The sequence below is a fragment of the Frankia sp. AiPa1 genome (genome assembly GCF_023243075.1).
Classification (GTDB): Bacteria; Actinomycetota; Actinomycetes; order Frankiales; family Frankiaceae; genus Frankia.
In genome coordinates this window covers 1-11,481 of record NZ_JALKFZ020000037.1, presented here as the reverse complement: position 1 = coordinate 11,481, position 11,481 = coordinate 1, and the positions used below count along the sequence as shown (strand labels likewise).

Here is an 11,481-nt window from a genome sequence, read left to right as displayed (position 1 = left end):
GGGGGGGGGGGGGGGGGGGGGGGGGGGGGGGGGGGGGGGGGGGGGGGGGGGGGGGGGGGGGGCGGGGGGGGGGGGGGCGGGGGGGGGGGGGGGGGGGGGGGGGGGGCGGGGGGCGGCCGCCCCCCCGCCCCCCCCCCCCCCCCCCCCCCCCCCCCCGGGTCGAGGAGGTGCTGGCCCAGGTCGGCCTGGCCGAACGCGCCGACGACCGGTTCCACACCTACTCCCTCGGGATGAAGCAGCGCCTTGGGATCGCCGCCGCGTTGCTGCCCCGGCCGTCGCTGCTCATCCTGGACGAGCCAACCAACGGCCTGGACCCAGCCGGCATCCGGGAGATCCGCACCCTGCTGGGGCAGCTCGCCGCGGGGGGGATGACCGTGTTCGTCTCCAGCCACCTGCTCACTGAGGTCGAGCAGATCTGCGACCACCTGGTCATGATCAATGCTGGGCGGATGCTGTTCCAGGGGCATGTCACCGACCTGTTGGCCGCCGAGGACCCGCGGATTCACCTCGTCCCCGAGCATGACGAGGACGCCCGCCGGCTGGCCGGGATGATCAACGGCGTCGGCCTGCCCGTCGAGCTCGACCTGCGCCTCGGCGTTCCGGACGCGGCCGGCCCCAGCACGCACCAGCCGGTGGTCACCGTACACGGGCCCGAGAGCCTCGCGGCCGACCTCAACCGGATGGCGATGGGGGCGGGCATCTCCCTGCGCTCCTTGCGCACCCACCGGCCCAACCTGGAGGAGACCTTCCTGCGGGTCACCGGCGAGATCGACGGGGATCTGGTCTCCGCCAACCAGCTGCGGACCGTCCCGGACGGCAGCGTGCCACCGGCCGGCGTCGGGCTCGACCCGGCGCACAGCCGCGGGGGTGCCACATGAGAAACGCGATGCGCGCCGAGTGGGTGCCGCTGCTGCGGCCCCGGTTCCTCCTGGGCACCCTGGCGGCGGTGACCGCCTGCGCGATGCTCGGTACCGTGCTGACCTTCCTGTCGGTCGGGCACACCGACTTCGACGGCAACCCGGTGACCGCGGCCTGGCTGTCCGAGCCCGAGGGGATGACCCAGGGTGCGCAGACGGTGAGCATCCTGCTGGGCGTGGTCGCGCTGTCCGTCGTCGCGGCGGCCCTCGCCGGTGACCACGCGCACGGGATGCTGCGCAACCAGCTCGTCGCGCAACCGCACCGGGCGCGTCTGCTGGCGGGCAAGCTTCTGGCGCTGGCCTCCTTCGTCGTTCTGGTGGTGGCCGCGGCCACCGTCGTCGCCGCGGCGCTGGCGTTCCCGCTGGCTCCGGTCCGGGGAGTGTCCAGCGCCGCCTGGCTCAGCGGGGCGGGTGTCGCCGCCCTCGGCACCTCCTTCGTGAACCTCTGTATCGGCTCGTTGGGCTACGCCGCCGTCGGGGTCCTCGCCGCGATCGTGCTGCGCGGCCCGGCCAGTGCGATCGCGGTGGCGATCGCATACGCGCTGCCGGTGGAGATGCTGGTCTCGCGCATCTACCCGCCGGCGCGGGCCTGGCTGCCGATCCAGCTCATGCAGGAGATCGCCACGGGGGGAACAGCGTTCGCCGTCCCCTACGCGGAGGCCCTGCTGCGCGGCTGCCTCTACGCCGCCGCCATGGTCGCTGTCGCCATCGTGTTCTTCCGCCGCCGCGACATGACATCCTGACCGGGCGGTCCTCAGTGGCCGAAGGTGTCGGAGTCCAGTGCCGCGGCCTCGCCACCCGGGCCACGGTCCAGGCCGCCGATCGCGGCCAGCTCGCCCGCGTCGAGAGCGAAGTCGAACACGGCGATGTTCTCGGCCAGCCGGCGCGAGCTCGCCGACTTCGGCACGACCACACAGCCCAGATCCAGATGCCAGCGCAGCACGATCTGAGCCGGGGTACGCCCACGCTCGGCGGCAATCCGGGCGATCACCGGTTCGTCCAGCAGGTCGCTGCCCGCGCCCAGCGGGCTCCACGACTCGGTGACGATCCCGTGGCGCGCATGGTAGGCGCGGGCCGTCGCCCGGCCAAGGCGCGGGTCGAGCTGGATCTGGTTGACCTCGGGGACGGCCCCGGTCTCGGCGAGCAGCCGGTCCAGGTGCGCCGGCTTGAAGTTCGACACTCCAATCGCTCGCACCTCACCTGAGCGCTGCAGCTCCACCAGCCCGCGCCAGGCGTCGACATACCGGTCCCGCCAGGGGTTCGGCCAGTGGACCAGCAGCAGATCGAGATAGTCCAGGCCCATCCGCCGCATGCTTTCCACCGCAGCCCGGCGCACGCCGCGTACGCTGTGCGAGCGCTTGTTGAACTTGGTCGTGACAAACAGCTCCTCGCGTGGGACTCCGGCGGCGCGCAGGCCGGCACCGACCCCCCGCTCGTTGCCGTAGTTGTGGGCGGTGTCCACCAGCCGGTAGCCGAGTCCGACCGCCCGCTCCACCACGTCCGCCGCAGCGTGGTCGTCCAGCGGCCAGGTGCCCAGGCCCAGTCGGGGCATGCGGGCTCCGCGGGCGAGAGCGACGGTCGGCACAGGTGAAGGCGGCACGGCGGGAAGACCTTTCTGTCAGGATGAATGGGACGCTAACGTCAGGACAGCGACCGGTTCATCGAAGCACCGCGGCACCTCCGGGCAGCACATCAGACCCGGCGAGCCGGGCCGCGTGCGCGGGGAGCAGACTGCCAGCATGAGTGCCGCCAGGGATGACGAACTGACCGTGGCGCTGCCCGCGGCGGAGGCGCACGCCATCCGGTCCGCCGCCGAGGGCGAGGGCTTGTCCCTCGAGGGCTTCGCCGTCGAGGCGATGAAACGTTACGCCCACGAGGTCCTCGCCGACCGGCGCCTGTTCCGCATCCCCGACACCGACTGGGGTGCCTTCGAGGCCCTGCTGGAGTCCCCGCCCAGCGACGCCTCCCGGCTGCGCCGGCTGCTCGACGAGGAGCCGGGCGCCGAATAGCGCGCCAGCGTCTCGAGCCGCCGCGCGCCGCCCCGCCCGGAAGGACCACGCCCCGTGCCTCTGTCCAAGCCGACCGCCCTGACCGAGGCCGTGGAGCGCGCCACCTTCACCAGCGGCGACGACCCGTTGGACAGCTGGCTGCGCCACCACGCCCTCGAGCATCAGCAGGACCGCACGACGAACACCTTCGTCATCCTTGACCGCACGGGCGCCGAGGGTGAGCGGATCGCCGGCTTCTACTGCCTCGCGACAGCCGCCGTCGAGCGCATCCCCGGCTCGCGCCGGCGAGCCCGCCGCCCGACCGAACCGGTGCCGGCGATGTTCGTCGGCCGGCTCGCCGTCGATCTGCGCTATACCGGCCGCGGCGTCGGGGCACGCCTTGTTCGCGACGCCGTGATGCGCTCGCTCACCGTGCACCGGATGGTCGGCCTGCCACTGCTGCTCGCCCACGCGCCGCACTCCGCCGGAAGAGCCTTCTACCGGCACCTCGGCTTCCACCCGGCCCGTTTCGACTCCTCCCTGCACGCCCTCCCCCTGCGCGCCGCCGGTCCCGGCTGAGCCGACCGGCGGCCGCCGAGCCGACCTGCGGCCGGTATTCAGAAGGCGGCAGCCGTCGTCGTGACGGGTGGAACCGTGGCAGGTACCTGTGCGGCCGCTGCAGCCACCGCACGGCCCGCCGCGACCAGTTGGTCCTCGCCAGTGCCGGGGCGGACCCGGGCCGGGGACGTCACCCCGACACGGTCGAGGGCCCTGTGGGCCTCGCGTGGCCCGGCTCCGTAGAGGACGGCGACGACCTCGTCACCGGTAGGATCCGGGCGGTACACCAGGTCCGTGCGGCGCAGCGCCGGCAGGGGTGCTTCCACCGGCATCGTGAACGTGACGTGGGTGGTCTCGTCGTCCCTGCGGCGCCGGTCCCGAACCGCCGCCCGCGGCCCGGCCAGCCGGTCGATCTCCGCGCTGACCACCCGGGCCAGCAACTCGGCGCTGGCGTCCCAGGTGAACCCGGCCGCCCATTCCCGGGCCGCGAGGCGCAGGCTGGCCGCGCCGGCCGGATCGGCCAGGGTCCGCAGAGCCGCGTCGATGACCGGACCGAGCGGCGTGCCGTCCGACACCAGCCAGCCGGTCGTCCCGTCGCGCACCGCGTCGCGCAACCCCGGCACTCGGAAGGCCACCGCCGGAACTCCCAGCGCGGCGGCCTCCAGCACGGACAGTCCCCAGCCCTCGCCGTGTGATGGGTTCACCGTCAGCCATGCCGACGACAGCAGCCGGTCACGCACCTCGGAGGCGACCTGACCATGCCAACGCACCACATCCGCGCGCACCACATCGGCGGGGGCCTGGTAGCCGGGCGTCAAGACGGCCGAACCGGAGCCCGGCCCGGTCGCCGGGGCGGTCAGTCCGAGGGCGACCGCGTGGGCCACCAACCGCTCCCGGTCCGGTCCGTCCCCGACGATGTGCACGACCAGCCCGGGATGCGCTGCGGCGAGCGCCGGCAGCTCGTCCAGCAGCAGGTGCAGCCGCTTGTGCGGCACCAGCCGCCCGACGCAGACGATCGTCGGGGTGGCCGCGGGTTCACCGCGGGCGCCCACTGCCGTCACGCCGTTGGGCACCAGGTAGCGCGGGCCGGGCAGGCCCAGCACCGAGCGGGACTCGTCCCGGGTGGACGGTGACACGACGACGGACGGGCGACGCCGGTAGACCAGCCGGCTGCCGGGCGCCTCCAGCAGCTGCCCGACCCGGGCCAGCGGTCCGGGAAAATACAGTGGGAACTGCTTCTGGTGGACGTGGTGCAGAACCTGGACCACCGGGGTGCGCGCGGTGAGCACGAGCGGGCTGAAGAACGGAATCCCGTTCTGGCAGTCGACCACCGCGTCGACCCGATGCCCGGCCCGGCCGAGGCTCGCGAGCCGCGCCAGCACCGACGGGTACACCCCGAAAGTGCCACCGCCACGACGGATGTCCACTCCCGCGACATGCTCCGCCGCGGGTGCTGGCGGCTGCCCGTCCACGCCTGCCCGGGAGGTCAACAGGGACACCCGAACCCCCGCTGCGGCGAACCGTTCGGCCACCGACTGGCAGAACAGTTCCGCCCCGCCAGCCTGAGGATGCGCGCGGTCACGCCAGTTGAGGAACACCACATGCCGGCCGGCAAGCGTGGCCAGGTAGCGGTGCGATGCGAGCACGCCGGGGTACGGCGGGTGGAAGCTTCCCATCACCAGTGGCGTTCCTCTCTGTCCGACCGACAGGGCTTAGCATGTTCGCCTGCAACCTACCGATGCCGGAGAAATCGGCGTCCCGCGCCTGATGGGAGACCGATGGCGAAGTCCTCGCGAGCGGCCCTGGCCGGCCTACTCGCCGGACCGGCGGCGTTGGCGGTCGCCGGCATGCTCGTCAACGGGTGCAACCTGCTGATGAACCTGGTCACCGCGCGGGTGCTGGATTCCGACTCCTACGGCGCGGTGTCCGTGCAGGTCAGCATCTTCCTGATCCTCTCGGTTGCCGGCAATGCCCTGCTGATCGCGGTTGTCCAGCATGAGACGTCCGGTAGTGGTGACACCCGGCGCGAGCAGTGGTCCTGGATCCGCCGGCTGCGCGGCGTCTGCGGGATCGGCATCGGCATCGCGACCGTCGCGGCGCTCGCCCTGGCCCGGCCGGTGGCCACCCTGATGTCCTACGACCATCCGGTGGCCATCGCGGAGGCCACGATCGGGGCGGCGCTGTGGACGCTGCTGTGCGTCGAGCGGGGACTCATCCAGGCGCGCGGGGCATACCAGCGCCTGGCGGTGAACTTCGTGGTCGAGGGTTTCGTCCGGATCGGCCTGGTGATCCTTTTCGTGCTCTGCGGGATGGGCGTGAACGGTGCGGGGCTCGGCATCGTCATCGGTGTGCTCGTCGGGGCGGAACACGGCCGCTGGGCGGTTGCCCGCACCCCACGTCTTCCCCGCCAGGCGCCGGCGGCACCCACGATGCCGGTACATGTCGACAACAGCCTGCCGCCGGCAACCGGCCCGATCCCGATCCCGATCCCGGCGCCCCGGCCCAGCGCCCGCCAGAGCGTCATCGCGGACACCACGGTCGCCCTCGGCGCGCTCGTTCCGCTGGCTCTGCTGCAGAACATGGACGTGGTCATCGTCGGCTGGCTCGGCAAGTCCGGCGTCGGTGGGTACGCGGCGATCTCGACCGCCTGCAAGGTGCCGGTGTTCATCGGGCTCGCGGTCGCGAACTTCCTCCTGCCCGAGGCGGCCCGGCGCCGCAAGGAGGGCCGGCCGGCAGGCGGCACCCTCGCGGTCGCGCTCGCGTTCGTGGTCGCGCCCGGGCTGTTGCTCGCCACCATCGGCCTGGTCGGGGCAAAGTGGCTGATCGGGCTGGTCTTCGGCCCTCATCTGACCGGCGCTTCCGACGCCCTGTGGGTGCTGGCACTGTCGATGACCCTGCTGGCCGTGACGCTCATGTTCACCACGTACCTGCTCGGTGCGGGCGTGCGCCGGGTCGTGGGCGTGCTCGCCGTGGCCACGGTGGCCACCACCGGCGCGCTGGTCTCGGCCGGCGGTGGCGCCATGCCGACGGCGGTCGCGGCGCTGGCCGCCGAACTGCTGACCGCCATGGCGGTCGGCCTGCTCGTCGTCCAACTGCACCACGCCGACCGGCAGGAAGCCGCGCAGCGTCCGCAGGCGCCCCAGCGTCCGCAGGCAGCCGACGGCGGGTATCCCGCGCCGGTCTGAGCCCACAGTTCTCACCACGCCCGTCCGGGCTGCCCCGGACGGGCGTGGCCCTTCGCCCTATGCCCGATATGTCGCATGGGCCGGTCCGGTACCGTCGTTCTACCCGGTGGGATCACCCCCATCGGCGTGGACAGCCCCCACCGGCATCGAGAGGCGGAGGCCGCCGCACATGCCAGTCAGGATACGAGCGGGCACTGACAGCGATGAACCCGGCCGTCGACGCGGCCGAACATCGCGAGGTGACGGCGAGGACGCCGCTATCAGCGAGCACGACATGCTACCCATGCGCGACGCGGGTGACACTGAAGCGGACCGTGACGACACCGAGACCCGGACACCGCGCGACGCCGGACCGCTGACCCGCCGGCGGCTTCTGATCACCGGGGTCGGGCTGGGCGCCGCGGCCGGCGGCGGACTGCTCGCCGGCCGGCTTCTGTCCTCCGAGGGCGCGACGCCGTCCGGAATGCCCTCCGCCCACCCGTCGGCGCCGGTCGGCGGAGTCACCGCCGGCCCGTCGGAGCCCGCCGGCGCGGTCAGCGAGCTGCCCCAGAACCTGCTGACCATCTACGGAGCACCGGACAGCTTCAACGAGCTCGGCGCGCCCGGTTCGGCGGTGCGCACCGTCGACGTCCCCGGTTGGGGCTTCGGGCCCGGCCAGGCAGCCTTCATGTCCGCCGTCGCCGACGACGGAACCGTGTTCATCTCGACAACGCCGTTCACGGACGACCAGTCGAAGCTCACCGGCACGGACATGGAGCTCGAGGTCTTCGAACCCGACGCGGAGCGGTTCACCCGGCTGGTCATTCCCTCCGACCGAGGCCGGACGTCCCTGCCCCGGTTCGACCCGAGCTACCGTGGCGTCGGCGGCGGCGACACCTCCGACGTGATCGTCGTGCCGGTATCCGACGGTAGCCAGCGGGTCGTGTTCACCTCGCTCATGCCCTTCTACGGCTGGGATGTGCGCACCGGCGGGGAGCTGCCCAGCATCGGACAGCTGCACAAGGACGGCGATTCGGGCCGCTGGGTCTACGACGGGGGTGCGTCGCGCACCGCGGCGGAACTCGCGGCGTCCGCCCAGCCGAACATCGCCGCCCGGGCCTTCCCGAAGCTGTCGCCGGTGGAGCCGCGCACTTCGCGCGGCCCCGCCTCGGTCGCCCGGCTCCCCCGCAGCGGCCATCTGGTCATCGCGCAGTATCTCGGCACGGGCACCGGTGGCACGGACAACGGCTCGCTGCTCGTCATCGATCTCGCCGGGCGGGTGAAGGCATTCTGGCAGTACCCGCAGGTACGGCCGCTCGGCATCGAGATCGTCGTCAATCCGCGCGAAATCAGCGTCGACCCCACCAGCGAACCGGACGACGAGCGGTTCGTCCTGATCAGCGACGCACGAGGACTCGACTACAGCACGCAGCCGTTCCCGATTCAGGAGTTCTCCTACAACGAGTCCCACGGGACCATCACTCCACGTAGCACAGCGGTCCGCGCCGTGCAGGACGGCTCCAGAATGGAGTCCGCGGTCTTCGACGCCAACGGCACCCTGTACGTGGCTCGGACGAAACGTGATGGCCTCACCGCCGAGACTCTTGCCGTCTACCCGAAACTGGGCCGTGAACGTGGGCTGGTGACCCGCGCCCCGGCGACCGGGAACTGGCAGGTGGACAGCTGGGGTATTGCCAACCCACCCGATTACCTGGTGGTCGGCACGGACCAGGGCGGCCTGGTACGCAGCGTGAGCCACGACCCGACCAGCGGCGCGATCCTGCTGGCCGGGCTCGACGGCCTGGTGCAGGTGGTCCGTCCCTCCGGACGCGGCAGCCAGATGACCTTCCGCACCGACCGCCCGATCGACGTCGGCCTCAGCCGGCTACGCGGCCCGTCGACCCGCTACGTCGGAGTGCGCCGCGGAGCCGTCGACGCTTCCCGCCGGATCCTCTGGCTCCCGGTGAACCAGATGGTGCTCGACGGCCTGACCTGGCCCTACCCGCCGTTCAAGCTGGACCAGTGGCTCCTGCAGGTGGACCTCGACGTCCTGCTGAACCAGCACTAGACACGGACTCGCGTCACCGGCTCAGCATGTGACCGGAGCGCCGCGGCTCCGGTGATCTGCGGCGCCGGAGCCACTGTCGACGCTGCCGGATCCGGATCGGGATCTGCCACCTCCGCGAAGGCGCCCCGGAACAGTTCGGCGAACGCCATCGCGGCACCCAGTCCGAACAGCTGACGATGGTAACAGACCGTGATATTCAGCTTGTCGCCGATGCCCAGCACTCCGAGGAACAACCCCTGCGGCATGCCGGCCGTCCCGGTGAAGTAGGCGCCGGTGACCGATGGCCCGGGCAGAGCCGCCCGCCCCGCGTCTGTGACGGCAACGAGGTAGCGCCCGCCCGGACCGGGCACGCCGATCGGCCCGGCGAGAGCATCCTGCCGGCCGAGATTGCTGACCGCAGCGGTCGGTGCCAGCAGCGGTCGGGCAGCTGCGACCCCCATCCGCAGCAGTGTGCTGCGCCACGGTCCCGGCACATAACGGGCCATGGCGACACCGAGCGCGCCGGACACCCCGGGCACCGGCGGTGGGGTTGCCTGCTTGGCCACGACGGTCTGATCAACCACCCGCGTGACCAGCGCCACCGGGTCGCACCGGTCGGACGCCTCAGTGATGATCAGCGTCTGGCCGGTGTGGTTGCCCTCGGCCTCCTCGCCAGACCCATCCGGGCCGACCAGGTCGATCGGCATTCGGATCCGCAGGCAGCCTGCCTCGCCACCGCTGCGGGTGTTCCAGCGGTCGATCGCCAGATGCGCCGCGGCCAGCAGCAGATCGTTGACCGTCAGATGACGGCCGTCCGGCAGCGTTCGCTCCCCGACGGGCATCGGTAGCACCATCGGGTGATAGCCATAGCCGTCTCCACGTCCTGCCGTCAACGGGATGACGTACCGCCCCGAACGGCGGACCAGAATGGACCATGGCGATCCGGTGGACCGCACCACCGGTGAGACCCCGGCCGGCATCCCGCGCTGCTCGCGCTGAGCGCCCAGACCGGCCAGGTCGCCTGGTGACTGCCGGTACACGTCAAGGATCTCCTTGACCACTCTTGCCAAGCGCAGACCATCGAGTGCCAGGTGATGCGCCACCACGCAGAGCTGATCGCCCTCTGGCCGGCGCACCAGCGCGATCCGCAGCGGCGGGTAGCGACGCAGGTCAAAGGGCGCCGAGGAGAGCACTTCATGAACCCGCCACCCCTCGGTGCCATCATCGACCAAGCCGACCGGGTCAGCCGTCGGCCCGGCGACGAAGCGCCAGGCGTGCTGGCGGGAACCGTAGAGCACCGCGCGCGCCATCGGATGCTGGCGAAGCACCGTCCAGACGGCCGCCCGCAGCCGTCCAGGATCAAGCCCCCCATCGGTCTGGACGAACAATCCGCAGGTCAGCGGCGCACTCGCCCGGTCCGACGCGGCGAGAATCTGCTCACCAGGGGTCAATACCCGGTCGGGGATCGGCGATGCAGCGGCATCGCCCTCGTGCGCCCATCCCATTCTCGTAGGCCGGCCTCTCTCCCGTAGGTATCACACACCTGCGACTCTCACACATTCACAGCGATGGCGCGCGTCACCGACTGGCAAGCGAGCTAAGCCTAGCCACTGGATATCGCATGATCGCGAGAGAGGTCACCCCACGAGGGGCACTCCGCCGCCACCACCATCCCTCCCCGCCCCATCGAGCCCAGAGACATCGATAATCACCAAACGTAACTTTTCCTCCGCGGGGGTACCGGTATCCGACTACGGGTGCCCGGTGCCACCGAAAACTACCCCCACCCGCAACCAAGCTTCCTCCGATCACGGAGAGTAGACCTCTGGTTATCATTCGACAGGACTGAGATGGTGGTCACAGGACCAGCAACGAAGGAGCGGCATGGCCGACAAGGGGGAACCCGGACCACATCCCCTCGAGCTCGCGGACCTGGTCTGCCTGACAGGAGGAGACGCACAACGCTACGCCGAGCGCCCGATCCCGGACGAGCGGGACGTCGCCATCGTCACGCTGTTGCGCAAGGCCCACAGCACCGGTGGACTCGACCAGCTCCTTGACCTGATCCGCCCGGAAGTAGAGGCGGAAACACTGCGAGCATTCTCGGTCCGGATGGCCTCCTTCGCGGTTCGTCGAGATGATCTCGAGATGATGCGCCTTGGCCTACTCGCCTTGGCCGTTGCCGCACTGCGCCCGGCCAACCGGCGCGACGACCTCGCCGCTTTCGCCCCCTTATGGCACGCCGCCAACCAGCTCGGAGCAGATCCGGCGCTGGAGTTCACGACCGCAGGCTCCGCCGTGCCCCCCGCCGCGAACCTGCTGTCGGCTTGGCGCGACCGCTCAGATGGCCTACGAGATCTCCGCGCGATGGGCTTCCATGAGTCCGCGGACGCGGACGGCTTTCGCTATGCCGAAGACTGGACCCTCCTGTCCGTCGACTTCGACCGTGAGTTCTCAGATCACTCCATGCTCGGCCGCATCCCGCTCCTGCGCCGTTGGCGCGCGTTGCGCGCAGGAGATGGCCCTGCCTCCAGCTGCCATTGCCGCCGATCCGACAGGGACGAACCTGGGATCTGACTCGGGTTACACCGGCCCACCTGCAAGGCCAGCCCCCTTGCCGCCGCCCCGACCCCGCCGAGGGGGGGGGGGGGGGGGGGGGGGGGGGGGGGCCCCCGCGCCCCCCCCCCCCCCCCCCCCCCCCCCCCCCCCCCCCCCCACCCCCCCCCCAACCCCCCCCCCCCCCCCCCCCCCCCCCCCCCCCCCATCCCCCCCCCCCCCCCCCCCCCCCCCCCCACCCCCACCCCCCC

The 11,481-nt window shown here is 71.9% G+C and carries 11 protein-coding genes; 7 read left to right on the top strand and 4 right to left on the bottom strand.

The window, feature by feature from the left end; all coding sequences use genetic code 11:
• Both MXD95_RS06075 and MXD95_RS06070 read left to right on the top strand, forming a co-directional pair.
• On the top strand, nucleotides 1–878 hold an 878-nt coding region (locus MXD95_RS06075), incomplete at its 5' end, for an AAA family ATPase (protein ID WP_250639551.1).
• Nucleotides 875–1,660, top strand: a complete 786-nt coding sequence (locus MXD95_RS06070; RefSeq protein ID WP_250639550.1) for an ABC transporter permease — start codon at nucleotides 875–877, stop codon at nucleotides 1,658–1,660. The genes MXD95_RS06075 and MXD95_RS06070, both read left to right, overlap by 4 nt.
• Before the next feature lie 11 nt (nucleotides 1,661–1,671).
• Here the strand turns inward: MXD95_RS06070 and MXD95_RS06065 are convergent, their stop codons facing one another.
• On the bottom strand, nucleotides 1,672–2,469 hold the full coding sequence (locus tag MXD95_RS06065; RefSeq protein WP_250639549.1) for an aldo/keto reductase: 798 nt from the start codon (nucleotides 2,467–2,469) through the stop codon (nucleotides 1,672–1,674).
• A 187-nt stretch (nucleotides 2,470–2,656) separates the two neighbouring features.
• Between MXD95_RS06065 and MXD95_RS06060 the strand changes: the two genes are divergently transcribed.
• A complete protein-coding gene (locus MXD95_RS06060; RefSeq protein ID WP_250639548.1) occupies nucleotides 2,657–2,926 on the top strand; it encodes a type II toxin-antitoxin system TacA family antitoxin in 270 nt (89 codons plus the stop codon).
• Nucleotides 2,927–2,980: 54 nt separating this feature from the next.
• Nucleotides 2,981–3,484, top strand: a complete 504-nt coding sequence (locus MXD95_RS06055) for a GNAT family N-acetyltransferase (protein WP_250639547.1) — start codon at nucleotides 2,981–2,983, stop codon at nucleotides 3,482–3,484.
• 38 nt (nucleotides 3,485–3,522) lie between these two features.
• Here MXD95_RS06055 and MXD95_RS06050 read toward each other — a convergent pair whose 3' ends face one another.
• The gene (locus MXD95_RS06050) at nucleotides 3,523–5,139 is read right to left on the bottom strand and encodes a glycosyltransferase family 4 protein (RefSeq protein ID WP_250639546.1); all 1,617 of its coding nucleotides are present in this window, start codon (nucleotides 5,137–5,139) and stop codon (nucleotides 3,523–3,525) included.
• A 102-nt stretch (nucleotides 5,140–5,241) separates the two neighbouring features.
• On the opposite strand from MXD95_RS06050, the gene MXD95_RS06045 reads away from it, so the two are divergent.
• Nucleotides 5,242–6,648 carry an MATE family efflux transporter gene (locus tag MXD95_RS06045; protein WP_250639545.1) on the top strand — a complete coding sequence of 469 codons (1,407 nt, stop codon included), beginning with the start codon at nucleotides 5,242–5,244 and terminating at the stop codon, nucleotides 6,646–6,648.
• 283 nt (nucleotides 6,649–6,931) lie between these two features.
• Nucleotides 6,932–8,695 (top strand): hypothetical protein, encoded by a 1,764-nt coding sequence (locus tag MXD95_RS06040; protein ID WP_250639544.1) that lies wholly within the window; start codon nucleotides 6,932–6,934, stop codon nucleotides 8,693–8,695.
• Here MXD95_RS06040 and MXD95_RS06035 read toward each other — a convergent pair.
• Nucleotides 8,692–10,179 (bottom strand): condensation domain-containing protein, encoded by a 1,488-nt coding sequence (locus tag MXD95_RS06035; RefSeq protein WP_250639543.1) that lies wholly within the window; start codon nucleotides 10,177–10,179, stop codon nucleotides 8,692–8,694. The two genes, MXD95_RS06040 and MXD95_RS06035, sit on opposite strands and share 4 nt — an antisense overlap.
• A gap of 379 nt (nucleotides 10,180–10,558) precedes the next feature.
• Here MXD95_RS06035 and MXD95_RS06030 point away from each other — a divergent pair, with 379 nt between their 5' ends.
• A complete protein-coding gene (locus MXD95_RS06030; protein WP_250639542.1) occupies nucleotides 10,559–11,251 on the top strand; it encodes a hypothetical protein in 693 nt (230 codons plus the stop codon).
• A gap of 6 nt (nucleotides 11,252–11,257) precedes the next feature.
• On the opposite strand, the gene MXD95_RS06025 is transcribed toward MXD95_RS06030, so the two are convergent.
• Nucleotides 11,258–11,481, bottom strand: a 224-nt coding sequence (locus tag MXD95_RS06025; RefSeq protein ID WP_250639552.1) for a hypothetical protein, incomplete at its 5' end; no start/stop codon positions are given.

What these genes read in the sequence shown, in the direction of transcription:
- MXD95_RS06070 (WP_250639550.1), top strand. Translation starts at nt 875, where the DNA reads ATGAGAAACGCGATGCGCGCCGAGTGGGTGCCGCTGCTGCGGCCCCGG.
- MXD95_RS06065 (WP_250639549.1), bottom strand. Translation starts at nt 2,469, where the DNA reads ATGCCCCGACTGGGCCTGGGCACCTGGCCGCTGGACGACCACGCTGCG.
- MXD95_RS06060 (WP_250639548.1), top strand. Translation starts at nt 2,657, where the DNA reads ATGAGTGCCGCCAGGGATGACGAACTGACCGTGGCGCTGCCCGCGGCG.
- MXD95_RS06050 (WP_250639546.1), bottom strand. Translation starts at nt 5,139, where the DNA reads ATGGGAAGCTTCCACCCGCCGTACCCCGGCGTGCTCGCATCGCACCGC.
- MXD95_RS06045 (WP_250639545.1), top strand. Translation starts at nt 5,242, where the DNA reads ATGGCGAAGTCCTCGCGAGCGGCCCTGGCCGGCCTACTCGCCGGACCG.
- MXD95_RS06040 (WP_250639544.1), top strand. Translation starts at nt 6,932, where the DNA reads ATGCGCGACGCGGGTGACACTGAAGCGGACCGTGACGACACCGAGACC.
- MXD95_RS06035 (WP_250639543.1), bottom strand. Translation starts at nt 10,179, where the DNA reads ATGGGATGGGCGCACGAGGGCGATGCCGCTGCATCGCCGATCCCCGAC.
- MXD95_RS06030 (WP_250639542.1), top strand. Translation starts at nt 10,559, where the DNA reads ATGGCCGACAAGGGGGAACCCGGACCACATCCCCTCGAGCTCGCGGAC.